We start from the raw sequence: 23,807 nt of genomic DNA, 5'->3' as shown, positions 1-23,807 counted from the left end.
TTCAGCCCTTGCTGGAGGGGCTGGGGGTGGCTCTTCTCTCCTGATGGCTGAATGCAGAATAAAAAGGGTCACCCCCGGCCCCTCCACGAAGGCGTGGAAGGGAGAAGGAAGTGGGCAAATCGCCCAGCCGAGTCATTTGCGGGGCAGGCTGTGGATCCTTTGCGGCGGAAGCAATTGTAAACTCTTGGCAAAGCCGCGGAAAAGCGTAGACTTCGACGCATCTTAGAGCCGCAAAGGGCCATTGGTGTCGCTGAATAAAGTCAAAGGTGCCGGGGGCCGTCGCTGGAAATTGGGTTTGCCGCTGGTGCTTGCGTTCGCCGCGGGCGGCACCGCTTACAGCTTCGCCACTGCCGATGCGGGTCAGGCCGCGGAGAAGACGGCTGTCCAGCCGTCCATGCGCGCCGCCAGCTACACCGCCAGCGTCGCCGCGCCGACGAATCCCGTCTCCTTCCATTCCGCCCGCATTGATTATGCGCTGCTCGATCAGCGTCTGGCGCGCCTCATGGCGCAGAAGGACATGGTCGGCCTCTCGGTCGGCGTGGTGGAAGATGGCCGGATCAGCTTCGTCAAAGGCTATGGTGAGACGGTGGCCGGGTCCGGCGATCCGGTGACGCCCAAGACGGTGTTTCGTTGGGCTTCGCTTTCCAAAGGCGTCGCCGCGACGGTGGTCGCCGAACTGGCGCAGGAGGGGAAGCTCTCGCTCGACACACCGGTGAGCCAGATGCGCACATCGCTGCGGCTGCCGGGCGGCGCGGAAAGCCGGGTGACCATCGCCGATCTGCTCTCGCACCGCACCGGGATCGTCAAAAATGCCTATGATGACCGGCTGGAGGATGGCGAGGATCCCAAAATCATCCGCGCTTCGCTGGGTCTGCTGCCATCCTATTGCGCGCCGGCCAATTGCTACACCTATCAGAATGTGGCGTTCGACGCTTCGACCGAGATCGTGCAGCGTGTGACCGGCCTGGATTATGGCGAAGTGGTGCATGAAAAGCTGTTCGCGCCGCTGGGCATGGCCAGCGCAAGCGTGGGCCGGGCAGGGATCGAGAGCGCGGCAAGCTGGGCGCGGCCCCATGCCGGCCAGCGCGAATTGCCGATGAAGGACGCCTATTATCGTGTGCCCGCAGCGGGCGGGGTCAATTCCTCGATCTTCGATCTCGCCAAATGGATGCGCGCGCAGATGGGTGCGGTGCCCTCTGTGCTGTCGGGCGCGGCGCTGGAAACGCTGCATAGGCCGCGGGTGGCGACTCCGCCGCATGGCGGGCGCGGCGCATCGGATCGCGCGCTGACCGACGCCACTTACGGTTTGGGTTGGCGCGATTTCAATTATATGGGTCATGCGCTGGTCGGTCATCGCGGTGCGGTGGACGGCTATCGGTCGCTCATCCTGTTCGATGCGCAGGCGAAGACCGGGATCGTGATGCTGTGGAATTCCAACAGCAACCGTCCGGTGGGCGCGCAACTCGAACTGTTCGACATGTTTTACGGCCTGCCCGTCTTCGACTGGATGGGGCTGGACAAAATGGCTCCCGGCGGTGGTGCCGGGCGGTTGCCGATTGCGCGCTAGACTATCCATTGTGCAAGAAAGTTGCGCACTTCGCGCTTCCGCTGACGTGAGCAATGGCGCTATGGGCCTTGACCCATGAGCAAGCAACAAACCCTCTACGAGAAAATCTGGAACGCGCATGTCGTCGAACGGCGCGATGATGGCACCTGCCTGATCTATATCGACCGGCATCTGGTGCATGAAGTGACCAGCCCGCAAGCGTTCGAAGGGCTTCGTGCGGCGGGGCGGACGGTGCGCCGGCCGGATCTGACGCTTGCGGTGCCCGATCACAACCTGCCGACCACGGCGCGGCGTGATGCGGCGGGCAACCGCCTGCCGATCCTCGACAAGATGTCGGCGCAGCAGCTTGAGGCTTTGGAAGCCAATGCGCCGGCATTCGGCATCCGTTATATCGGCGCGACCGATATCGAACAGGGCATCGTGCATGTCGTGGGGCCGGAACAGGGCTTCACCCTCCCGGGCACGACGATGGTGTGCGGCGACAGTCACACGGCCGCGCATGGCGCGCTGGGTTCGCTGGCGTTCGGCATCGGCACGAGCGAGGTGGAGCATGTGCTCGCCACGCAGACTTTGATGCTCAAGCAATCCAAGTCGATGGAAATCCGGGTCGATGGCACCTTGGGCTTCGGCGTATCGCCCAAGGATGTGATCCTGGCGATCGTGGGCAAGTTGGGCGCGGCGGGCGGCACTGGCTATGTGGTGGAATATACCGGTTCGGTGATCCGCGACATGTCGATCGAAGGGCGTCTGACCATTTCGAACATGGCGATCGAACATGGCGCGCGCTCCGGCCTGATCGCGCCTGACGACAAGACATATGCCTATCTGAAAGGCCGGCCGATGGCTCCCAAGGGCGCTGCATGGGATGAGGCCGTGGCCTGGTGGAAGACGCTGCCAAGCGACGCGGGCGCGCGGTATGACAAAGTGGTGCTGCTCGACGCCGCGGACATCGTGCCCAATGTCACATGGGGCACCAGCCCCGAGGATGTTGTTCCCGTGACCGGCGTGGTGCCCGATCCCGCGAGCTTCGAGGATGCTTCGAAGCGCGATGCGGCGGCCAAGTCTCTGGCCTATATGGGGCTTGAGGCCGGGCAGCGGATGCAGGATGTGGCGGTGGAGAACATCTTCATCGGAAGCTGCACCAACAGCCGGATCGAAGATCTGCGCGCCGCGGCGCATGTGCTGCGCGGCAAGCACATCGCCGCGGGCGTGAAGCAGGCGCTGGTGGTGCCCGGCTCCGGCCTGGTAAAGGCCGAGGCGGAGCGCGAGGGGCTGGACCGCATCTTCATCGATGCCGGCTTCGAATGGCGCGAGCCGGGCTGTTCGGCCTGTCTCGGCATGAACCCGGACAAGGTGCCAGCGGGCGAACGCTGCGCCTCGACATCGAACCGCAATTTCATGGGGCGGCAAGGCCCCGGTGCACGGACCCATCTGCTCTCGCCCGCCATGGCGGCGGCGGCGGCGGTGACCGGGCGGCTGACGGATGTGCGCGAACTTTTGGGGAGCGAATGATATGAAACGGGTGATGGTATTGCTGTTCGGCGGCGCGATCCTGAGTGGCGTGGCGGCCTATGCGGCGATGGCGAAATCTGCGCCGCGGTCTGAACAGGCCGACAGCGCCGAGCAGCCGGCAACGCCGGAGAGCAAGCGATAATGGAGCCCGTGTCCGTCATCGAAGGCAAGGCTTATCCGCTGGGCCTGAAGAATGTCGATACCGATATGATCATCGCGGCGGACTGGCTGAAGACGATCAGCCGCTCCGGTCTTGGCGTGGGCGCGTTCGAGGCGCTGCGCCAGGATCCGGATAATGTGTTCGACAATCCGGCCTATGCCGGTGCACCGATCGTGATCGCGGGCGACAATTTCGGCTGCGGATCGAGCCGCGAACATGCCGCCTGGGCTATGCTCGATATGGGCATCAGGGCGGTGATCGCGCCGAGCTTTTCCGATATATATTCGAGCAACGCCTTCAAGAACGGCATCCTGACCGTGGTGCTGCCGCAGGAGGCGGTCGATCGGCTGCTCGAGGTGGCGCAGACCGATCCGATCCATGTCGATCTGGACAGCCAGACGGTAACCACGCCGTTCCAGGATCGCTTCACCTTCGAGATCGATCCTTTCCGCAAGCAATGCCTGATCAACGGACTCGATGAAATCGGCCTGACTTTGACGAGCGATGCGCATATTGCATCCTATGAAAAAAAGGTCGCCAGCGAGCGGCCATGGGTGTCTGGAGAGAAATCGCATGAAAGCCTTGCTGTCTAAAGCCGTTGGCGGACCCGAAACGCTGGTTGTCGAGGATATTGCCGATCCCGTTGCCGGCCCCGGAGACTTGCTGATCGCGGTCAAGGCATGTTCGGTCAATTATCCCGATGTGCTGATCATCGAAGACAAATATCAGTTCAAACCGCCGCGCCCCTTTTCGCCGGGCGCCGAGATCGCCGGTGTGGTGGAGGCGGTGGGCGCGGGCGTGACCGGATGGTCGCGCGGCGATCGGATCATCGCCACGGCCGGCTCCGGCGGCATGGTCGAAAAGCTCGTCATCCCCGCCAGCAGCGCCTTCCGCTTGCCCGATGAGCGCAGTTTCGTCGAGGGATCGGCACTGTTGCTCACCTATGCCACCACGATCCACGCGCTGGTCGATCGCGGTAAATTGAAGGAAGGCGAGACGCTGCTGGTGCTGGGCGCGGCAGGCGGCGTCGGGCTGGCGGCGATCGAACTGGGCAAGGCCTTCGGCGCGCGCGTGATCGCCGCCGTCTCGTCCGAAGCCAAGGCGCAGGCCGCGCGTGATGCGGGCGCGGACGATGTGGTGATCTATGGCCGGGGGCCATTCGACAAGGATCAGTCCAAGGCGCTGGCGGAATCGTTCAAGGCGGCCTTGGGGCCGGGCGGGGCGGATGTGATCTACGATCCCGTTGGCGGGGACTATTGCGAACCCGCGCTGCGCTCTATCGCGTGGGAAGGCCGCTATCTGGTGGTCGGTTTTCCCGCGGGCATCCCGCGGTTGCCGCTCAACCTGACCTTGCTCAAGAGCTGCGACGTTTGCGGGGTGTTCTGGGGCGCGTTCGCCGCGCGTGATCCAGAGGCCAATAAGGCCCATGTGGCGCGGCTTTTCCGGCTGTGGCAGGGTGGGCAGATCAATCCGCGCGTGACGCAAACCTTCCCGCTGGAGCGCGGCGGGGACGCGATCGCCAAGATGGCCGCACGCGATGTGATAGGAAAACTGGTCGTTACCGTCGCTGAATGATGCGCGCACCGTTGCGGATTGCAGCGATGGTCCCTATTTCTGCTCCGACCAACGATAAGGACCGCCAATGACCAGCTTCAACGACCGTGAACGCGCTTTCGAAACCCAGTTCGCCCGTGATGAAGAGCTGCAATTCAAGCTCACCGCGCGGCGCAATCGTCTGCTCGGGCAATGGGCTGCGGAGAAAATGGGGCTGACGGCGGAAGAAACCGACGCTTATGCCAAGGCGGTGGTGCAGGCCGATTTCGAAGAGGCGGGTGACGAGGACGTGATCCGTAAGCTGCTTGGCGATCTGACCTCGGCTGGCGTCGATACCGATGACAGTACGGTGCGCAATGCGCTGGTCGAAAAGATGGTGGAAGCGCGCCGCCAGTTTATCGAGGCGCAATAATCATGCCGATGGCCGCTGAAGACATCGAGGCGATGATCGTCGCGGCTATACCCGACGCCGCGGTGGAGATCACCGATCTGGCGGGCGACGGCGATCATTATGCGGCGCGCGTGACCAGCGCCGCTTTTCGGGGAATGCCCCGCGTGAAACAGCATCAGGCGGTTTATGCCGCGCTGGGCGGACGGATGGGCGGCGTGCTTCACGCGCTGCAATTGACCACCGTCGCGCCGGAATAAGGAGTTTTCAAGATGAGCGACGACGCACAGGCCCGGATCGACGAATTGGTGAAAGCCAATCATGTTCTGCTGTTCATGAAAGGCACGCCGCTTTTCCCGCAATGCGGCTTTTCCAGCCGCGCCATCTCCATCCTCGATCATCTCGGCGCGGATTATGAGACGGTGGACGTGCTTCAGGATCAGGGCATCCGCCAGGGGATAAAGGAATATTCGGATTGGCCCACGATTCCGCAGCTTTATGTGAACGGCGAATTCGTCGGCGGATCGGATATCATGATGGAAATGTATGAAGCGGGCGAGCTGCATACATTGTTTGCGGGCAAGGGTGCCGCGCAGGCGGGTTAAACCTACAAATCCGCTCATGTCGAGCGAAGTCGAGACACGCACTTTGCCGGTGACCCGTCCCTCGACTTCGCTCGGGACAAACGGATGAGGGTGCGATCTTTCGCTTATTCCTCCAAGCCCAGGCTTACTCCTCCAGCGCCAACCCCCGGCTCAGCAGCGCCGCCTTGGCGCGCTCATTGCCCTTGGCTGCGGCGGCTCTGAACCATTTGACCGCGTCGGTCTCGCTTTTGATGACGCCCTGACCGCCGGCATAGGCAATCGCCAGATTGTACATGGCACCGGGATTGCCGGCCTTTGCTGCGCGCAGAAACCATTTGGCGGCCTCGGCCCGGTCCACGGGCGCGCCATTGCCATGGTAATAGCGATTGCCGATATTGAGCATAGCGCCGACATGGCCCTTTTCCGCCACCGCGCGAAACCAGCGCAGCGCTTCGGCCTCGTCCTTCGCGACACCGTTGCCGTCGGAATATTTTACACCCAGGTAGAACATCGCGGCGGCGTCACCCGCGCCCGCGAGCGTTTGCAGCGTTTCCAGCGGAGAGGCTGAGGAGATCCGCGTCGGGTCGGGCCCTTGCGCCATGGCGAGAAGCGCGACTGGCAGGAGCAGGAGGCGATGTGATGTCATCATGTCCGCCGTCGATACAAGCGCGCGCCATCCGGGCTGTCAATGTTGGGGCGCGTGGAGGGCTGGAAATCCGGGGCGAGCGGGGGCGGCATGTCTTACCAGGGAAATGCCGGCCCCCGCTCTGAAGGGATCACGGAAAGGAAACCGTGTATGCTTCAGAGAGATGCAGGGTGCGTGCCAATTTGCTCAGGCGGCAGATTGCGCGGGATACGATGGTTGACCGATTTTAACCATGAACCAATTCTGTAAAATTCCCCGACAATCCCGCCTGTCGGTCCGTTCATTGACTGTTCAGCGATCCACGACTACATCTGTAATCGTAAGGAAACGCTGTTGCCAGGGAGGGACCAGCACATGACCGAACGGATCAGCGACGCCGAACATGCCGTGATGGAAGTGCTTTGGGATGAAGCGCCGTTAACGGCCGCCGACGTTCATCAGCGCATCGATCCCGCGCGGGGATGGTCCGACCGCACGGTGAAAACCATGCTGTCCCGTCTTCTTGGCAAGGGTGTGCTCGCTTATGAAGAGGAAGGGCGCCGTTATCTCTATCGCCCCGCCGTGGCCCGCGAGGATTATGTTTCCACCGAATCGCGGCGGCTGGTGGACCGGTTGTTTGGCGGACGGATCACGCCGCTGGTGGCGCATCTGGCCGAACGCGATGAATTGACCGATGCCGACATCGCCGAGATCGAAGCGCTGCTGAAGGCGCTCAAGTCATGACCGGCTGGATCTTGGAAACGCTGATCGCGTCGACACTGCTGATGGGGCTGGTGCTTTTGGTGCGGGATCGCGTGGCGACCCGGTTCGGCGCGCGCATCGCTTATCTCCTGTGGCTGCTGCCCGCGCTGCGGATGATCCTGCCGCCGCTTCCAGAGAGCTTTGGTCCGCCGCCGCTGGCGCACATCCCGGTGATCGTGGACATTTCCGCTTTCGCCGTCCCTGGGGGCGAGCCGATGGGCGCGGTGCCGGCTGAGCAGGCCTTTCCCTGGCTCATGGCTATGCTGGCATTGTGGCTTGCCGGGGCCGTGGTGCATCTGAGCTGGCATCTGATCTCCTATCGGCGTTTCGTGCGCGCCGCGCTCGACGATTGCACGGATCTGCCTGAACTGGATGTGCGCGGGATCGAGGTGTGTGCGAGCCGGGCGGTGGAGGGACCGTTCGCCGCAGGCATCTTCCTGCCCCGGATCGTGCTGCCGCATGATTATCGCACGCGTTACAGCGCGGAAGAATTGCGGCTGGCGATGCGGCATGAGGCGATCCATCACGACCGGGGGGATATTCCGGTCAATCTGCTCGCACTGGCGATGCTCTCGCTCCACTGGTTCAATCCGCTCGCGCACCGCGCCTGGCGCGCGTTCCGCACCGATCAGGAACTGGCGTGCGACGCGATCGTGCTGGAGGGGGCCAGCGGAGCGGAGCGCCATAGCTATGGCCTGGCGCTGGTGAAATCCGCCTGCACGCGCACGCCGGTCGCCGCCTGTTCGCTCAACCCGCGCGATCAACTCAAGAAGCGGCTGAGGATGATGAGGGGCGGGGGTGAGCGCCGGCTTTCGGGAACGATGCTTGCGGCCATGCTGGTGGGCGGCGGGCTGATTGCCACGGCGTCGGGCGGGATCGCGGCTGAGACGACGCGCGAGATGCGGCGTGAAATGAAGGAAAAAGTGATCGTGCCCGCGGTCGAAGCGGTGGGCATGGCGACCCCGCCAATGCCGGTGATCGCTCCAGAGCCGCTCGAACCCATGGCTGCGCCGCCGCCGCCCGAGCCCGCGGACGTATGGCCGCCGGAAGCCAGCGCCGAAATGCACGCGGGGATGGAGAACGCCCGCAAAGCCCAGGAAGAGGGTCTGAAACAGGCCGAACAGGCGCGGCGTGCAGCCGATATGGCGCGCCGCGCTGCCGAGGTGGAAATGCGCAGGATGCAGGTCGATCATTCGGCCGGCACGGCGTTGGTCTCCAACGGCTCCGGGGCTTTCGCATTCTCCACGCCGGGCGATTGCCAGGCTGGAGATGGCAAGGCCTCCGTCGCTGTCAGCGGTGGAGCCGGAAAAGCGCAGCGCACGTATATCTCGGTCTGTGGCGCGGGCATGAGCGAGGCCAAAATCGCCAGGGTCACGCTGGACGCGCTGACCAGTGCGCGTCGGGCCTTGGCGGAAGACGGCGCGCTCAATCGCGATCATCGCACCAGGGCACTGGCCGGAATGGACCGGGAGATCGCGCGCCTGAAAGATGAGGTGATGGGCCTTCGATAGCATCGGCGTGCTGTGCGTCCATGGGCGCGGGCGCGCATGATCGATCTTGTTTCCGCGGCGATAGATCGCCAAATGGGCACCATGGACGATTTGCCCGGCAGCGCCGCATTCCCGACCGGAGACGCCATGCGGCTCACCCCGCTGGTGCGGCGCGTGTTGGCACCCAATCCGGGACCATTCACTTATTCGGGGACGCAGACCTATATCGTAGGGGCTGGCTCAGTCGCGGTGATCGATCCCGGCCCCGATGATCCCGCGCATATCGAAGCGATCATGGCAGCGGTGCCTGGCGAGACGATCGCCTATATCGTCTGCACGCATACCCACCGGGATCACAGCCCGGGTGCCGCACCGCTGAAGGCGCTGACCGGCGCAGAGATCGTCGGCTGTGCGCCGCTGGTGCTGGACGACAGCGGGCCGCGCGCGGACGCTTCGTTTGATCGATCCTATGCACCCGATCGGGTGCTGGGCGATGGCGAGGCCGTATCAGGCCCAGGCTGGACGCTCAAAGGTCTGGCCACGCCGGGGCATACCTCAAACCATCTTTGCCTTGCTCTGCCAGAGGAGAAGGCGCTGTTCACCGGCGATCATGTGATGGGTTGGTCCACGACCGTGGTCTCGCCGCCTGACGGGGACATGGCCGCCTATATGGCGAGCCTCGATCTACTCATGGGGCGGGATGACGCGGTCTATTATCCGGCGCATGGCGATCCCGTGACGAAGCCGCAGCGCTTCGTGCGCGGGTTGATGGGGCATCGCAAGCAACGCGAGGGACAGATCTTGCGCCTGCTGCAAAAGGGCGGTGGCATGGTGCCGGAGATGGTCGAGCAGATGTATAAGGGGCTGGATCCCCGGCTGTTTCCCGCGGCGGGCCGCTCGGTGCTGGCGCATCTGATCGACCTTCGGGATCGCGGCGTGGTGCATGAGGATGCCGATCGCTGGGCGCTGGCCGACGCATGAAGCCGCTGGGAAAATGGCTGATCGCTGCTGCCTTTGCGGTGGCGCTTCTGATCGGTGGGGTTCTTTTGTTGCAGCGGACGACGGGCGGCAGTGTGGACAGCATCGCCGCGACCAGTCTGCAGGGATTGCGCGAGCAAAACCGGCTCTCTGCATTCGCCGCGCGCTTCGTGGCCGTGGTCACGTCCGAACAGAGCCGTTTCGGTTTCAGCGCGCGCAAGACCACGATTATGCCGGGCATGGTGCGCTATGAAGTGGATCTATCCAAGCTGCGCGATCGGGATGTCACCTGGGATGCGGCGACCGGGACGCTGGCCATCACGCTGCCGCCGATCGAGATCGCCGGGCCTGAAGTCGATCTGGCGGGCATACGCGAATATGATGGCGGCGGATTGCTGATGGCGCTGACCGATGCCGAAAAGACGCTGGATGCCGCCAATCGCGCGCGCGGCACCGCCGATCTGCGGGCTCAGGCGCTTCAGCCGGTCACGATGAAGCTGGCGCGTGATGCCACGCGACGCGCGATCGCGAGCAATTTCGCGATGCCCTTGCGCGCGGCGGGCATCACGGCCACGGTGAATGTGCGCTTCGCAGACGAAGGCGACGCCGCGAATACAGAGCCGATGGACCGGTCCCGCGCGGTGGAAAATGTGATTGGAAATGCGGCGCAATGACGCTGCGAAGGGAGTTTGAGTGATGGACGCACGCGGTGGCATTGGTGGCAGCCTGACCGGGCTTGACCTGCGCGCCGAGATCGACCGGCTGCGCAAGGAGCGCAATGCGGTGATCCTCGCCCATTATTATCAAAAGCCCGAATTGCAGGATATCGCCGATTTCGTGGGCGACAGCCTCGATCTCTCGCGCAAGGCGGCGGCGACCGACGCGGACGTGATCGCCTTTTGCGGCGTGAAATTCATGGCGGACACCGCCAAGATCCTCTCGCCTGACAAGATCGTGGTGCTGCCCGATCTGGATGCCGGGTGCAGCCTTGAGGATTCTTGCCCGCCCGACAAGTTCAAGGCGTTCCGGGAAGCGCATCCCGATCATATCGCGCTGACCTATATCAATTGCTCGACCGAGGTGAAGGCGCTGAGCGACATCATCGTCACCTCATCGTCTGCGGAAAAGATCCTGAGCCAGATCCCGATGGACCAGAAGATCATCTTCGGCCCGGACAAGCATCTGGGCGGCTATATGATGCGCAAGACCGGCCGGGAAATGCTGCTGTGGCCGGGCGTGTGCATCGTGCACGAGGCGTTCTCGGAAACCGAATTGCTCAAGCTCAAGGCGCAGCATCCTGGCGCGCCCGTGGCGGCGCATCCCGAATGCCCGCCGCATGTGCTGGATCATGCCGATTATGTGGGCTCCACCCGCGGCATTCTGGAATATGCGATGGCGATGACCGAGGATACGCTGATCGTGGCGACCGAGCCGCACATCATCCATCAGATGCAGAAGCAGATTCCGGGCAAGACCTTCATCGGCGCGCCGGGTGCGGACGGCAACTGCAATTGCAATATCTGCCCCTATATGGCGCTCAACACGATGGAGAAACTCTATATCGCATTGCGCGATCTTGAGCCGCGGATCGAGATCGAGGAAGGGCTGCGGCTGGACGCGAAAAGGTCGCTGGACCGGATGCTGGAAATGGCGAGCGCGACGGTGGGGCAGGGCGATTTGGGGCCGGTGCGGGTGACGGGGGATTGAGGGTCAAGCGGGTATGACGGTCTCAATTCCGCGTGCCTCCGCCATATCGACCAGCTCGCGGTCGAATGTGACGAGCCGGTGTCCCAGTCGCTGGCATGTGGCCAGGTGGATGGCATCGGGCATCAGCAGCTTCGGTTTTGGTACGCGGACGAACTGAGCGGCGATGCGAATATCCGCAGGCTCGTTGGCCGCTTTATGCGTGAAGCTATCGCGCCAGATTTCGAATTTTTCGATTGTGGTTTGAGCATCCTGCTCTGTCAGCATGGTCATACGAACCAGCCTTGAAACAGTGGCGTTAAATTCACCGGCTGCCAGATCGCTGACAATGAATGGCCCGGATTGCAATGCGATCCAGGATGTCAGTAAATTAGTCGTCGGTTCGATCAGATGGATCGGCACCAAGACGCTCGTATCGAAATAGAGGCTCAACGCTCGTAATCCGCCTGATCCAGCCGCTTCAGCTCGAGCGATGTGATACTGATATTCGGCATCGTGCTCCGCTGTTTTTCAAGCCATGCCACCATGTCTTGAGTGGATTTTTTTTGCTGTTCCACCATACGCAATGCCACCGTCGGCTTGCCATGGCGCGTGATGATCACTTCTTCGCCCGCCAGCGCCTTGTCGATCAGGCTGGAGAGCTTGTCCTTGGTCGTCGCGACGCTGTAATGAGCCATAAATACTCCTATGGCCATAAATATAGCCATAATTGGATCGCTCGTCCAGCTTGTGGCGGCGGGCGTGGCGGGATAGGCATCTGGCCATGACTTTTACCCTCCCCGATTTCGATCTCCACGCCTTCGTCGCCGCCACGCTCGCCGAGGATCTCGGCGTGATCGGCGATATCACTTCGGCTGCGGTCATTCCCCCCGATGCGGTGTTCGAAGGCGTGATGGACAGCCGTGAGGCGGTCACCGTGGCCGGCCTGCCGCTGGCCGAAGCGTTTTTCAGGGCGCTCGATCCCGATGTGGAAATCGAGACGTTGGTGAAGGATGGCGACCGCGTTGCGGCGGGCAGCGATCTTATGCGGCTGCGCGGCAAGGCGCGGGCGCTGCTCACCGCCGAACGGTCCGCGCTCAACACCGTGCAGCATCTAACCGGCATCGCCACGATGACGCGCAGCTACGTCGACAAGATCGCGGGGACCGACGCGGTGCTGCTTGATACGCGCAAGACCATTCCGGGCCTTCGTGTGCTGGAGAAATATGCCACGCGCACCGGCGGCGCGACCAATCATCGCATGGGCCTGTGGGATGCGGCGATGATCAAGGATAATCATGTCGCGGTTGCGGGAAGCGTCGAAGAGGCGGTGCGGCGTGCGGTCGATGCGGGGATTGCGCGCATCATCGTCGAGGTGGACCGGGTGGACCAGATCGAACCCGCGCTGGCGGCGGGCGCGACGCATCTGCTGCTGGATAATATGGATCCCGCCACGCTGCGCGGCGCGGTGATGCTGGTCGGCCGCCGCGTGCCCACCGAAGCCTCGGGCGGGGTGCGGCTGGATACGATCAAGGCGATCGCCGAAACCGGCGTGACCTATATTTCAGTGGGGCGTCTCACCCAATCCGCACCCGCAGCAGATGTCGGACTGGATTTCAGAGCGGTGTGATCGCTGCGCGCTTAGCCGTCGATCACCACGGTGGACGGATGATGCTTGTCCAGATGCCTTTTGATGATCTTCATATTCTTGGTGTTGGACCGGAAGAAGAAATCGAAGGCATCGCCCACGAAGGGCACCAGGCCGAGCAGCGAATCCACGCCGACATTGGCCGCCATGCGGGTGATCTGGAATTTGGACATGCCCAGATTGCGGGCTTCCCACACGATCCAGGCGCCCATGGCTGTCGTGATCACATCACCCAGCACGGGAATGAGGCCGATGATGGCGTCCAGGCCGAATTGCCGGTTGATGCCGGGCATAGTGAAGCCACGCTCCAATAGCGCCTCCATCGTTTCGATCCGCTTGCGGACGGACGCGGGATCGCGGCCGATCTCGGGCAGGCTGCGGGCGATCTTCTCAAACTGGTCAGGCGAAACACGCATTCGGGCACTCCATCCTTCCCTTGCCGCTCCGATATGGGAGCGGTCGGCTATTCCTTCAACAGGCGGCCCAAAGGATGCACCGCGCGGGCATTGGGCTGAAACCCCGTCAGCCGGGGCGAAACGGCCGACCAGCGCAGCGGTGCGGCGATGGGGATGAAGGGCATATGCACGATGAAGGCGGCATCGGCCTCCTTCAGCTTCAGCGCACGCTCCGGCAGAGAGAGCGTGTCGCGCGCCTCCTCCAGCGCCTTTTCGGCCGCCTTGTCGCACGGCAGACCGGCCGCGCAGTTGATCCGGCGCAGATACCAGGTCGCGCTGTCACTGGGGGAGACCGAATCGATCAACCGGAGATCGGCGGCCTCTTTCGCCCCCACACGCACCGCTTGAAGCCCGATCGCGCGCAGATCGCTGGCGAGGCGGGCAAAGAGCATCCGGGAACCAGGGCCGTCGGGCAGCGCGATCCGCAGCGGCGGCACCTCATCATAGCTCGCGATCCAGGCGTTTACGCGCGCGCTGGCAAGTGCAAGGCGCACGTCGCGGCCGAGCCTGATCCAATCGGGCAAAGCAGGGTCGCCCGCCATGTCCAACTTCTTTGGCAGGAGGGAGAGCACAGGCCGCCAATCGCGCACGCCGGACAAAGCGGCGATCGCATCGCGGTCGATCGCCATGGCCACTGCATTGCGATTGTCGGCCCGGCCCAGAAAGCCGCTTTTCGCAGTCACGGCCAGGCCGAACAGCCCCTGCGCCGGATCGAAGCGCAATTGCGCCGGCGGCAGATTGGCGGCGCGGGCGATGGGCAAATCGGCGAACGTGCCGCCCAGGACGCTGGCGCTCGTGCCACGCTTGAACCGGATCAGCGCCAGCGCGGCGCGTTCGCTCCGCATCTGCACGGGATAATGAACCTGCGGATCTTCGGCGGCGTCCTTGGGAATCAGCGCTTCGAGCGCGATGACGCCGTCTTTTGACGATAGGATCCGATAAGGGCCGCTGCCTTGTGCGCGGCGGATCAGCCCCAACTCCGGCTGGGCGAGCAGGGGCAACAATAAGGGACGGGGCGCTTTCAGGCGAATCTCGATCACCTGCGGCGTGACCGCCACGATCTTGTCCACCGCGCCTAATAGCATTGCCAGCCGGTTGTTGCCGCCATCGCTCATCGCGGCGCGCAGGCCCGCAACCACGTCATTGGCCGTGACCGGACGGCCATCAGCCCAGGCGGCATCGCGCAGCCGGAAGATATAGCTCATCCCGTCATCGGAGACGTTCCAGCGTTCGGCGAGACCCGCTTCGATCTGGCCGGCGGCGTCGAACGAGACGAGTCCCTGCGCCACGGCGGGCAGAAACGCCGCCTGCGGTGCGGATGGCTCGGTGCGTGCGGGGATCGCCAGCGCCGGCTGCGATCCGATCACACTCACGCTGAGCGGACCATCATCTCCCACATCTCCGCAAGCGGCGGGGAGGAGCAGCGCCAGAGACGCGAGGAGGCAGGCGAAGGGACGCATGGATGCGATCAGGTCTTAACGCGGAAGATCAGCGCTGTCATGCACACCGGGATGCCGCCACCACATCTCGCGCTTGGACGTCATAACCTTCATCATGCTGGTGCGGACGGCGGGACTTGAACCCGCATTTCCAGAGGAAGGCAGATTTTAAGTCTGCTGCGTCTACCGATTTCGCCACGTCCGCTTGTGCGCAGACCAAAACCGCAGATGGCGCGCGGGGTCAAGCATTGGCTTTTGCGCATGGGCATCGGCGGGCGGACCGGCTAAGGGAGTGCGATGCAGCCGATCATCTCGATTTCCAATCTCACCAAGACTTATAAATCCGGCCATCAGGCGCTCAAGCGCGTCGATCTGGATATCCGCAAGGGCGAAATCTTCGCGCTGCTGGGGCCGAATGGCGCGGGCAAGACGACGATGATCAGCATCATCTGCGGGATCGTGAACCCCAGTTCGGGCACGGTGACCGCGGATGGGCATGACATCGTGCGGGATTTCCGGGCGGCGCGGACAAAGATCGGGCTGGTCCCGCAGGAATTGCACACGGATTCGTTCGAGACCGTGATGGCGACCGTCACTTTTTCACGCGGCCTTTTCGGCAAGGCACCCCATCCGGCGCATATCGAGAAGATCCTGAAAGACCTGTCGCTCTGGGAAAAGCGCAACACCAAGATCCAGGAACTGTCCGGCGGGATGAAGCGCCGGGTGATGATCGCCAAGGCGTTGAGCCACGAACCCCAGATCCTGTTCCTCGATGAGCCCACCGCGGGCGTGGATGTCGAGCTGCGGCGCGATATGTGGGGGCTGGTGCGCGAATTGCGGGAAAGCGGCGTGACGATCATCCTGACCACCCATTATATCGAAGAGGCCGAGGAAATGGCCGATCGGATCGGGGTGATCACCAAGGGCGAACTCATCCTGGTGGAAGACAAGAGCGTGCTGATGCAGAAGCTCGGCCGCAAGACGTTGACGCTCAATCTTTCCGAACCGATGACGACGATCCCAGCCGAACTGGGCGAATGGGCATTGACGCTGAAGGCCGATGGCAATGAGCTGGAATATGTGTTCGACACCAATGCCGAACGCACGGGCATTCCTTCCCTGCTGCGGCGGATGAGCGATCTGGGGATCGCCTTCAAGGATTTGAACACCCGGCAAAGCTCGCTTGAGGAGATATTCGTGAATCTGGTCCACACGCCGGCGGGAGAGGCATCATGATGTTCAACCGCCACGCCGTCTGGTCGATCTACAAATTCGAAATCGCGCGTTTCGGGCGGACGATCCTCACGAGCCTGCTGACCCCGGTGATCACGACTTCGCTCTATTTCATCGTGTTCGGATCCGCGATCGGATCCCGGATGACCGAGGTGGGTGGCGTTCCTTATGGCGCGTTCATCGTGCCCGGACTGATCATGCTTTCGATGTTCACCGAGAGCATCTCCAACGCCAGCTTCGGGATCTACATGCCCAAATGGGCCGGCACTATCTATGAACTGCTGTCGGCCCCCGTATCGCCTTTCGAGACCGTGGTGGCCTATGTGGGCGCCGCGGCGACCAAATCGCTGCTGCTGGGGCTGGTGATCTTCGCGACCGCGCATCTGTTCGTGGACGTGCAGGTGGCGCATCCATTGCTGATGCTGGGGTTCATGGTCCTGATCGCGGCGACATTCTGCCTGTTCGGCTTCATCATCGGCATCTGGGCGAAGAGCTTCGAGCAATTGCAGGTGGTGCCGCTGCTGATCGTGATGCCGATGACGTTTCTGGGCGGTGCCTTCTATTCGATCGACATGCTGCCCGCCGCATGGCGCACGGTCGCTCTGTTCAATCCCATCGTCTATCTGATCAGCGGCTTTCGCTGGACCTTCTTCGGCAAGGGCGATGTGGCGATCGGCATCAGCCTGGCGGCGACCTGCGGATTTCTGGCGATCTGTCTCGTCATCATAAGCTGGATGTTCAAGACAGGGTATCGGCTGAAGAACTGAGGGGCGGAGAGGGGCTTTCAGAACGCCGTCATGCTGGACTTGTTTCAGCATCCATTCGTCCGTCCGCAATATGGTCGCGACTTCTAAATGGACCCTGAAACAAGTTCAGGGTGACGGGGGGCGCCGGATAGGCCAGCATCGCCGTCAGACGTTCAGGCGCTCGCGCATTTCCTTGCCTGGCTTGAAATAGGGGACGCGCTTGGCGTCCACCTCGACCGCTTCTCCGGTGCGAGGATTGCGGCCGGTGCGGCCGCCCCGCGCGCGGGTGGAGAAGGCGCCAAAGCCGCGCAGCTCGATGCGGCCGCCTTCGGCCAGCCGCGCGCTGATCTCATCGAAGAACACATCGACGATGCGCTCGATATCCTTGGCCGACAGATCGGCATTTTCGGCGGCCAGCTTCTGGACAAGTTCGGACCGGATCATCGCATTCCCCATAGTGAAGAACGCCCGAGAGGCGTCCCCACAACGCCCGGTCGGTCCGTTCTACGGACGTCAAAATGTATGTGGCCAACGGACAGCATCAATTGACTAACATCGATCAACATGCCGAAATTCCGGTTTATTTGCAAGCCGTTGCCGCCCGCGTCCGCCGGATTTCAGCCGATCCCTTCCAAAATGGCGTCAAATTTGCGCACGCAATTGTAAAGGCACAAAAAAACGCCGCCGCCCGGATGGGCGACGGCGTCATTCTGTGCGTGTGGACTAAAGTCCGATTACTTCTTCTCTTCGGTCCGCGCCTTCAAAGCCTCGCCGAGGATGTCGCCCAACGACGCGCCCGAGTCGGACGAGCCATATTGCGCAACAGCCTGCTTCTCGTCGGCGATCTGCATCGCCTTGACCGAGAAGTTGGGCTTCTTGGAGCGATCGAAGCCGATGACCATGGCATCGAACTTCTGGCCAACCTGGAAACGCTCCGGACGCTGCTCGTCGCGGTCGCGGCCGAGATCGGTGCGCTTGATGAAGCCAGTCGCGCCATCGTCGCCCTGCTGGACTTCGAGGCCGCCATCGCGAACTTCGAGGACCGTGACGGTGACGATCGCATTCTTGTTGAGGCCCGAAGCCGCAGCGTTGGCGGTGCCGCCGACAGCGGGCGCGCCCTTTTCAAGCTGCTTCATGCCGAGCGAGATGCGCTCCTTCTCGACATCGATGTCGAGAACGATGGCCTTCACGCTCTCGCCCTTGCGATGCAGGTTGAGCGCGTCTTCGCCGGAGATGCCCCATGCGATGTCGGACATGTGAACCATGCCGTCCACGTCGCCATCCAGACCGATGAACAGGCCGAATTCGGTGGCGTTCTTGACTTCGCCTTCGACTTCGGTGCCCACGGGATGACCGGCAGCGAATGCTTCCCAGGGATTGTTGATCGCCTGCTTGAGGCCCAGCGAGATGCGACGCTTGTCTTCGTCGACCTCGAGGATGATGACGTCCACTTCCTGCGAGGTGGAGACGATCTTGCCCGGATGCACGTTCTTCTTGGTCCAGCTCATTTCGGAGACGTGGACCAGACCTTCGATGCCGGCTTCCAGCTCAACGAACGCACCATATTCGGTGATGTTCGTCACGCGGCCCGACAGCTTGGCACCGATCGGATATTTGGCCGACGCGCCATCCCATGGATCGCTTTCGAGCTGCTTCATGCCGAGGCTGATGCGCTGCGTTTCGCGGTTGATGCGGATGATCTGCACCTTCACCGTGTCGCCGATGTTGATCATCTCGGACGGGTGATTGATGCGCTTGTAGCTGAGATCGGTGACATGGAGCAGGCCATCGATGCCGCCCAGATCGACGAACGCACCATAATCGGTGATGTTCTTCACGATGCCTTCGATCACCTGGCCCTCGGTGAGCGTCAGGATCAGGCCCGAACGCTGTTCCGCGCGGGTCTCTTCGAGGATGGCGCGACGCGACACCACGATATTGCCGCGGCGACGGTCCATCTTGAGGATCTGGAAGGGCTGGGGGATGTCCATCAGCGGGGTGACATCGCGCACCGGGCGGATATCGACCTGCGAACCGGGCAGGAAGGCCACGGCGCCGTTGAGATCGACGGTGAACCCGCCCTTGACGCGGCCGAAGATGACGCCTTCGACGCGGGCGCTCTCGGTGAACTCGGCTTCGAGCTTGTCCCAAGCGGCTTCGCGGCGGGCGCGATCGCGCGAAAGCATCGCTTCGCCATGGACGTTCTCGACGCGATCGACATAGACTTCGACTTCGTCGCCGACCTTGAGATCAGCCTTCTGGCCCGGCGCTGCGAATTCGCGCAGCGGCACGCGGCCTTCGGATTTCAGGCCCACGTCGATGACGGCCATGTCTTTTTCAATGGCGGTGACGGTGCCCTTTACGACGCGGCCTTCAAAGCCTTCGTCTTCGCCACCAAGAGATTCGTTGAGCATTGCCGCGAAATCGTCGCGGGTCGGGTTTGGCAGTGTAGCCATGTGTTAGAGTGTCCTGTCTTCTACTTTATCCGGCCAGCCGGTTGTATCCGGCGGTCTTGACCAGAACTGCCGCAAGAACCCCATGCCCATGCGGCATCCAGCGTTTTCAGGCACTTATGGGCGCCGGCAGGGAAAGCGAAAAGGGCGCGTCAAGCAGGCGGCCTATCGCCGTGCCGCTCTCGCGCCTTGCAACTCAAACCCTCGGGGACGGTCAGCGGTCCGCTGCGCCGATCCGGGCGTCCACAAGCGCAATCGCACGCTGGACGGCCGCGTCTATAGAGAGGAAGCTGGTATCGAGCAAGTCTGCATCCTCTGCCTGGGCCATGGGCGCGGTCACCCGCCCGGCGTCACGCCGATCGCGTGCGCGGATATCGGTCAGCACATGATCGAAGCTCATCTGGCTGCCCGATTTCTGCATCTCCGCATGACGGCGCAGCGCACGCGTCCTGGGTGTGGCGGTGATGAACAATTTGGCGTCGGCATTGGGCGCGATCACGGTGCCGATATCGCGACCGTCCAGCACCGCGCCGCGCTTGCGCCTGGCGAAATCGCGCTGACGCTTCATCAGCGCGGAGCGGACGAGCGGGTGGGCGGACACGATCGAGGCGACCCGCCCCATTTCTTCGCCCTTCAGCGCGGGATCGGCGAGCAAGGCATCATCGAACGAGCAGGCCGCCAGTGCATCCTGTTCATTTTCCGCCTCACCATGGCCATGAACCAGCGTATGCGCCACCGCACGGTATAATAGCCCGGTGTCCATGTGCGGCAGATTGTAATGCGCGGCGAGGGCGCGCGCGATTGTGCCTTTGCCCGATGCGGCGGGTCCGTCGACGGCGATGATCATGGAGTTTGAACGACTCGATTCTGCAAAATCTCCACAAGGGAGAAAAAATCTGGAAAACTGGTGGCGATCGGCGCGATATCGTCGATCGTGAGGGCACTTTTAGAGACCAGGCCGGCGATGACGAAGCTCATCGCGATGCGGTGATCGAGCCTTGACGCGATCGTGCCGCCCCCGGGCAGGGGATCGCCACCCGAACCCTGGATGATGAGGCCATCGGGCGTTTCCGTGGCGATGACGCCGATCGCTGCCAGACCTTCGGCCATCACGCTGATCCGGTCCGATTCCTTGACGCGCAATTCGTCCAGCCCGCGCGTCACGGTCTGTCCCTGCGCGCAGGCGGCGGCGATGAAGAGAATCGGAAACTCGTCGATCATCGACGGTGCGATCTCGGGGGGCACTTCGATTCCGGTCAGCGAGGAATGGCGCACAGCCACATCCGCCACGGGTTCGCCGCCCACGATCCGCTCGTCCAGCAGCGTGATATCGCCGCCCATCGCGCGCAGGATTTCGATCAGCCCGGCACGAGTGGGGTTCAGCCCGACATTCTCCACCACCACATCCGACCCCGGTACGATCAGCGCGGCCACGATCAGGAAACCGGCAGAGGAGGGGTCTCCCGGCACGTCGATCACCTGCGGCCTGAATTCAGCCTCGCCATGCAGCGAGATGATCCGCGTGCCATCGCTTTCGGTCTCCACGTCCAGCTTGGCACCGAAGCCGACCAGCATCCGCTCGCTATGGTCGCGCGTCGGAACAGGCTCGATCACGCGGGTGATCCCCGGCGTGTTGAGGCCGGCAAGCAATATGGCGGATTTCACCTGCGCCGAGGCGACGGGCAGGCGGTATTCGATCGGAACGGCGGGGCAGAGCCCGCGCACCATCAGCGGCAGACGCCCGCCGGGGCTGGCGGTGAAGGCCGCACCTGTCCGGCTGAGCGGGTCGATCACGCGGTTCATCGGGCGGGCGGAGAGCGAGGCGTCTCCGGTGAAGGTCACGGTGATCGGGTGGCTGGCGACCAGGCCCATCAGCAGGCGGGTGGAGGTGCCGCTATTGCCCATGTCCAGCGCGGTCCGCGGCTGGAGCAGGCCACCCACGCCCACGCCGTGCACCGTCCAGATCCCGTCATCCCCGCGTGCGACGTCAGCGCCCATCGCGCGCATCGCGGCGGCGGTGGCCAGCACATCCTCACCCTCCAGCAATCCGCTGATTCTGCTTTCGCCCACGGCGAGCGCCGAAAACATCAGCGAACGATGCGAGATGGATTTGTCACCCGGCACGCGCACGCGGCCCCTTAACGGGCCTGATGCGGAAAAGCTGCGGGAAACGGGCGCTGCGTGAGACATAAGGGAAGGGCAATCCGGCTGGAAACAGCCGTGGCTTTTGACAGCGGCTTATAGCTATGGCAAGGCGCGCCGCGTGTGGCGGGGCATCGAAAGGATGCGCCGCTGTTTTCAATTTTATTCTGGAGGCAAGGCGGCACATGGTGAAGCCTGAATGGGGCACGAAACGGACCTGTCCGAAGTGCGCAACCCGATTTTACGATCTGGGCAAGGACAATCCCGTCAACTGCATCGAATGCGGTAACGTCTGGGAACCCGATCCCGTGCTCAAATCGAAGCAGCCGCTTCCGTTCGACGCGCCGAAGAAGGAAAGCGAAGCCAAACCCGTGGATGGCGCGCCCATTGACGAGGATCTGGATCTGGACGTGGTGGACGATGAAGAGCCATCGCCCGACGACGATGTGGATCTGGGGGGCGACGACGATCTGGGCGTCGATACCTCGGATGGCGAAAGCGATGCGAACAATTGATCGCTCACCATGCAAGGGTCTGCAACTGACCCTTGCAAAGGCGGCGCTGCCGACATAAAGGCAGCGCCTCACCGCCGCAGCACCCAGCGCGGCGCAGATGGATACGGGGCCTTAGCTCAGCTGGGAGAGCGCTACACTGGCAGTGTAGAGGTCAGCGGTTCGATCCCGCTAGGCTCCACCATCTCCTTTAATCACGCGCGATCGATCAGCGCTTTATGCTTGGATTCTTATTTCAGCGCAGGTTCATAGAGTTTGCGGTAAGAAAGCCCTTCATCGGCTTTCAAGGATAAGATGATGCGCATGATTGCGATTCTGATGGGCGCTGCCCTGACCGTCACTGGCGTTCAGGCTTCCGCTGCGAAAATCGACAATGGCCGCGCCGAAGCGCGGCTTGCCAAGGCTCTGGCCGGGCATGTTGCGGGAAAGCCCGTGGATTGCCTGCAATTGCGCGATATCCGCTCCAGCCGCATCATCGACCGGACCGCGATCCTGTATGAGACCAGCGGCGGCAAGATGTATGTCAATCGCCCGCGATCCGGCGCGACTTCGCTCGATTCGGGCGACATCATGATCACCGATACGCATTCTTCCCAGCTTTGCAGCATCGATATCGTGCGGCTCTATGATTCGGGTGCCCGGATGCAGAGCGGTTTCGTGGGGCTTGGCAAGTTCGTGCCCTATGTGAAGACCGCGCGGCGCGACTGAAGCACCGCTCAGCTTGCCAGCCTGTGGTCCAGCCGCTCCACGGGCGGGCGATAGCGGACAATGCCACCGCCCTTGCGCTTGATATCGACCAGCGCTTCATCGGCGCACGCCATCAGCGTTTCGAGTTCATTGCCGCATACCGACGACAAGGCATAGCCGACGCTGGTGCCGATCGTGATGCGATGACCCTCGATGATGAAGGGTTCGCCGATGGCACGCAGGATGCGGCGTGCCAGCATGTCGGCCTGCTCTGCATAGACCGCACCCGTCTGGATGATCACGAATTCGTCGCCGCCCAGCCGCGCGGCAAAATCGCTGCGGCGCAGAAGCGCGGTCAACCTTTCGGATACCGCCCTCAACAGCGCATCGCCCACCGGATGGCCATAAAGATCGTTTACCGGCTTGAACCGATCGAGATCGAGGCAGTGGACGGCAATCCCGTTCTGCGCATCGGATCCCGCCATAAAGGCTTCGAACCGCTCCCGCAGCGACAACCGATTGGGCAGACCCGTCAGATCGTCGCGGCGGGCGAGCGCCTGGAACACCTGGCTCTCCATTTCCTTGTGCGCGACCACGCGATAGCGCGCGAGCATACTTTCCACGCCGCCAATCGTGAAAATCGCAAGCAACAGCCCGACGGCGACATAGCTGATGGAAGCGGACAATAAGGCAATGATGATCGTGGGCAGGGTCGCGATCAGGATGCTGGTCACGCTGATCCAGGGACGCAGTGACAGGCCGGCCGCCACGCCGGCACCATAACCGAACAGCAATCCGATGATCAGCATATGCGCTTCAGCGCCCGCCACCACAAAGGCGCGCGCTGAAAACGCGCTGAAGGTGGCTGCGAAACTGAAATAAGCGCAGGCGAACCGCCGTTCCAGCGTGCGCGCCCGTTCCCAGCTCAATCTGGCTGTAGCAGCTTCCTTCTTGTGCAGAATCAGGACGCTGAGCCGCGCGATCAGGGCAAGGCCGCCCAGCAGCATCAGGATGGCGAGCAGGAGATCGGGTGTCTGAAAGTTGATGACCGCACCCACGGTCAAAAAAGCCGTGGTCATGATGACCGTCGGCAGAAGCGTGGCAAACAGGCTTCTGACCAGTTCGACATAGGTGTCGTGGGGCAGCGACCTGCGCTTATCGCTCAAAAAACCTGCTCCCTCGAATCGCG

Annotated in this window: 28 protein-coding genes and 2 tRNA genes; 19 read left to right on the top strand and 11 right to left on the bottom strand. The window is 62.7% G+C overall.

The window, feature by feature from the left end:
• Positions 1-244 precede the first annotated feature (244 nt).
• The 8 genes from FHS49_RS07935 (at position 245) to grxD (ending at position 5,786) form a co-directional block, all read left to right on the top strand.
• On the top strand, positions 245-1,567 hold the full coding sequence (locus FHS49_RS07935; RefSeq protein WP_343052929.1) for a serine hydrolase domain-containing protein: 1,323 nt from the start codon (positions 245-247) through the stop codon (positions 1,565-1,567).
• Positions 1,568-1,642: 75 nt separating this feature from the next.
• Positions 1,643-3,079 carry a 3-isopropylmalate dehydratase large subunit gene (gene leuC, locus FHS49_RS07930; protein WP_184017042.1) on the top strand — a complete coding sequence of 479 codons (1,437 nt, stop codon included), beginning with the start codon at positions 1,643-1,645 and terminating at the stop codon, positions 3,077-3,079.
• Between the two features lies 1 nt (position 3,080).
• On the top strand, positions 3,081-3,221 hold the full coding sequence (locus FHS49_RS07925) for a hypothetical protein (RefSeq protein ID WP_184017040.1): 141 nt from the start codon (positions 3,081-3,083) through the stop codon (positions 3,219-3,221).
• Positions 3,221-3,832 (top strand): 3-isopropylmalate dehydratase small subunit, encoded by a 612-nt coding sequence (gene leuD / locus FHS49_RS07920; protein ID WP_184017038.1) that lies wholly within the window; start codon positions 3,221-3,223, stop codon positions 3,830-3,832. The genes FHS49_RS07925 and leuD overlap by 1 nt, the downstream gene beginning before the upstream one ends.
• The gene (locus FHS49_RS07915) at positions 3,813-4,814 is read left to right on the top strand and encodes an NADPH:quinone oxidoreductase family protein (RefSeq protein WP_184017036.1); all 1,002 of its coding nucleotides are present in this window, start codon (positions 3,813-3,815) and stop codon (positions 4,812-4,814) included. Before leuD ends, FHS49_RS07915 begins: the two co-directional genes overlap by 20 nt.
• A 67-nt stretch (positions 4,815-4,881) precedes the next feature.
• Positions 4,882-5,205, top strand: a complete 324-nt coding sequence (locus tag FHS49_RS07910) for a DUF1476 domain-containing protein (RefSeq protein ID WP_184017034.1) — start codon at positions 4,882-4,884, stop codon at positions 5,203-5,205.
• Positions 5,206-5,207: 2 nt separating this feature from the next.
• On the top strand, positions 5,208-5,441 hold the full coding sequence (locus tag FHS49_RS07905; RefSeq protein WP_184017032.1) for a BolA/IbaG family iron-sulfur metabolism protein: 234 nt from the start codon (positions 5,208-5,210) through the stop codon (positions 5,439-5,441).
• A 12-nt stretch (positions 5,442-5,453) separates the two neighbouring features.
• Positions 5,454-5,786, top strand: a complete 333-nt coding sequence (gene grxD / locus FHS49_RS07900; protein WP_184017030.1) for a Grx4 family monothiol glutaredoxin — start codon at positions 5,454-5,456, stop codon at positions 5,784-5,786.
• Between the two features lie 124 nt (positions 5,787-5,910).
• Here grxD and FHS49_RS07895 read toward each other — a convergent pair whose 3' ends face one another.
• Positions 5,911-6,414 (bottom strand): tetratricopeptide repeat protein, encoded by a 504-nt coding sequence (locus FHS49_RS07895; protein ID WP_184017028.1) that lies wholly within the window; start codon positions 6,412-6,414, stop codon positions 5,911-5,913.
• Positions 6,415-6,765: 351 nt separating this feature from the next.
• Between FHS49_RS07895 and FHS49_RS07890 the strand changes: the two genes are divergently transcribed.
• The 5 genes from FHS49_RS07890 (at position 6,766) to nadA (ending at position 11,327) form a co-directional block, all read left to right on the top strand.
• Positions 6,766-7,134: a BlaI/MecI/CopY family transcriptional regulator gene (locus FHS49_RS07890; protein ID WP_184017026.1), complete on the top strand. Its 369-nt coding sequence runs from the start codon at positions 6,766-6,768 to the stop codon at positions 7,132-7,134.
• Positions 7,131-8,663, top strand: a complete 1,533-nt coding sequence (locus FHS49_RS07885; protein WP_184017024.1) for a M56 family metallopeptidase — start codon at positions 7,131-7,133, stop codon at positions 8,661-8,663. Before FHS49_RS07890 ends, FHS49_RS07885 begins: the two co-directional genes overlap by 4 nt.
• A 72-nt stretch (positions 8,664-8,735) precedes the next feature.
• On the top strand, positions 8,736-9,623 hold the full coding sequence (locus FHS49_RS07880; protein WP_425502678.1) for an MBL fold metallo-hydrolase: 888 nt from the start codon (positions 8,736-8,738) through the stop codon (positions 9,621-9,623).
• Entirely contained in the window at positions 9,620-10,294 is a 675-nt protein-coding gene (locus tag FHS49_RS07875; RefSeq protein WP_184017020.1) for a DUF4230 domain-containing protein, read from the top strand. The genes FHS49_RS07880 and FHS49_RS07875 overlap by 4 nt, the downstream gene beginning before the upstream one ends.
• A 22-nt stretch (positions 10,295-10,316) precedes the next feature.
• Entirely contained in the window at positions 10,317-11,327 is a 1,011-nt protein-coding gene (nadA, locus tag FHS49_RS07870; protein WP_184017018.1) for a quinolinate synthase NadA, read from the top strand.
• Positions 11,328-11,330: 3 nt separating this feature from the next.
• Here the strand turns inward: nadA and FHS49_RS07865 are convergent, their stop codons facing one another.
• A complete protein-coding gene (locus tag FHS49_RS07865; protein WP_184017016.1) occupies positions 11,331-11,756 on the bottom strand; it encodes a type II toxin-antitoxin system VapC family toxin in 426 nt (141 codons plus the stop codon).
• Positions 11,753-12,001, bottom strand: coding sequence for a type II toxin-antitoxin system Phd/YefM family antitoxin (locus FHS49_RS07860; protein WP_184017014.1), 249 nt, complete (start codon positions 11,999-12,001; stop codon positions 11,753-11,755). Before FHS49_RS07860 ends, FHS49_RS07865 begins: the two co-directional genes overlap by 4 nt.
• 86 nt (positions 12,002-12,087) lie before the next feature.
• Here FHS49_RS07860 and nadC point away from each other — a divergent pair, with 86 nt between their 5' ends.
• Positions 12,088-12,933: a carboxylating nicotinate-nucleotide diphosphorylase gene (nadC, locus tag FHS49_RS07855; RefSeq protein WP_184017011.1), complete on the top strand. Its 846-nt coding sequence runs from the start codon at positions 12,088-12,090 to the stop codon at positions 12,931-12,933.
• Between the two features lie 11 nt (positions 12,934-12,944).
• On the opposite strand, the gene FHS49_RS07850 is transcribed toward nadC, so the two are convergent.
• The 3 genes from FHS49_RS07850 to FHS49_RS07840 all read right to left on the bottom strand — a co-directional run bounded on the left by FHS49_RS07850 (position 12,945) and on the right by FHS49_RS07840 (position 15,050).
• Positions 12,945-13,367, bottom strand: a complete 423-nt coding sequence (locus FHS49_RS07850) for a DUF4112 domain-containing protein (RefSeq protein ID WP_184017009.1) — start codon at positions 13,365-13,367, stop codon at positions 12,945-12,947.
• A 47-nt stretch (positions 13,368-13,414) separates the two neighbouring features.
• Positions 13,415-14,779 (bottom strand): ABC transporter substrate-binding protein, encoded by a 1,365-nt coding sequence (locus tag FHS49_RS07845; RefSeq protein ID WP_184017007.1) that lies wholly within the window; start codon positions 14,777-14,779, stop codon positions 13,415-13,417.
• Between the two features lie 185 nt (positions 14,780-14,964).
• A tRNA-Leu gene (locus tag FHS49_RS07840) sits at positions 14,965-15,050 on the bottom strand.
• Between the two features lie 92 nt (positions 15,051-15,142).
• On the opposite strand from FHS49_RS07840, the gene FHS49_RS07835 reads away from it, so the two are divergent.
• On the top strand, positions 15,143-16,081 hold the full coding sequence (locus FHS49_RS07835; protein ID WP_184017005.1) for an ABC transporter ATP-binding protein: 939 nt from the start codon (positions 15,143-15,145) through the stop codon (positions 16,079-16,081).
• Entirely contained in the window at positions 16,081-16,845 is a 765-nt protein-coding gene (locus FHS49_RS07830; protein ID WP_184017441.1) for an ABC transporter permease, read from the top strand. The genes FHS49_RS07835 and FHS49_RS07830 overlap by 1 nt, the downstream gene beginning before the upstream one ends.
• Positions 16,846-16,989: 144 nt before the next feature.
• Here the strand turns inward: FHS49_RS07830 and FHS49_RS07825 are convergent, their stop codons facing one another.
• From FHS49_RS07825 to aroA, 4 genes are all read right to left on the bottom strand, one after another.
• Positions 16,990-17,268, bottom strand: coding sequence for an integration host factor subunit beta (locus FHS49_RS07825; RefSeq protein WP_184017003.1), 279 nt, complete (start codon positions 17,266-17,268; stop codon positions 16,990-16,992).
• A 290-nt stretch (positions 17,269-17,558) separates the two neighbouring features.
• Positions 17,559-19,280, bottom strand: coding sequence for a 30S ribosomal protein S1 (rpsA, locus tag FHS49_RS07820; RefSeq protein ID WP_184017001.1), 1,722 nt, complete (start codon positions 19,278-19,280; stop codon positions 17,559-17,561).
• Between the two features lie 211 nt (positions 19,281-19,491).
• Positions 19,492-20,124: a (d)CMP kinase gene (gene cmk / locus FHS49_RS07815; RefSeq protein WP_184016999.1), complete on the bottom strand. Its 633-nt coding sequence runs from the start codon at positions 20,122-20,124 to the stop codon at positions 19,492-19,494.
• Complete coding sequence (gene aroA / locus FHS49_RS07810; RefSeq protein ID WP_184016997.1) at positions 20,121-21,467, bottom strand: 3-phosphoshikimate 1-carboxyvinyltransferase; 1,347 nt, start codon at positions 21,465-21,467, stop codon at positions 20,121-20,123. Before aroA ends, cmk begins: the two co-directional genes overlap by 4 nt.
• 137 nt (positions 21,468-21,604) lie before the next feature.
• Here aroA and FHS49_RS07805 point away from each other — a divergent pair, with 137 nt between their 5' ends.
• The 3 genes from FHS49_RS07805 (at position 21,605) to FHS49_RS07795 (ending at position 22,639) form a co-directional block, all read left to right on the top strand.
• Complete coding sequence (locus FHS49_RS07805; RefSeq protein WP_184016995.1) at positions 21,605-21,934, top strand: TIGR02300 family protein; 330 nt, start codon at positions 21,605-21,607, stop codon at positions 21,932-21,934.
• A gap of 105 nt (positions 21,935-22,039) precedes the next feature.
• Positions 22,040-22,115: transfer RNA gene (locus tag FHS49_RS07800), tRNA-Ala, on the top strand.
• Positions 22,116-22,225: 110 nt separating this feature from the next.
• Positions 22,226-22,639, top strand: coding sequence for a hypothetical protein (locus FHS49_RS07795; protein ID WP_246350432.1), 414 nt, complete (start codon positions 22,226-22,228; stop codon positions 22,637-22,639).
• An 8-nt stretch (positions 22,640-22,647) separates the two neighbouring features.
• On the opposite strand, the gene FHS49_RS07790 is transcribed toward FHS49_RS07795, so the two are convergent.
• The gene (locus FHS49_RS07790; protein ID WP_184016993.1) at positions 22,648-23,784 is read right to left on the bottom strand and encodes a GGDEF domain-containing protein; all 1,137 of its coding nucleotides are present in this window, start codon (positions 23,782-23,784) and stop codon (positions 22,648-22,650) included.
• Positions 23,785-23,807 lie beyond the last annotated feature (23 nt).

The sequence above is a fragment of the Sphingobium boeckii genome, assembly GCF_014199215.1.
Lineage (GTDB): Bacteria > Pseudomonadota > Alphaproteobacteria > Sphingomonadales > Sphingomonadaceae > Sphingobium_A > Sphingobium_A boeckii.
The sequence above is the reverse complement of the archived record's forward strand: the minus strand, read 5'-3'. Positions and strand labels throughout refer to the sequence as shown.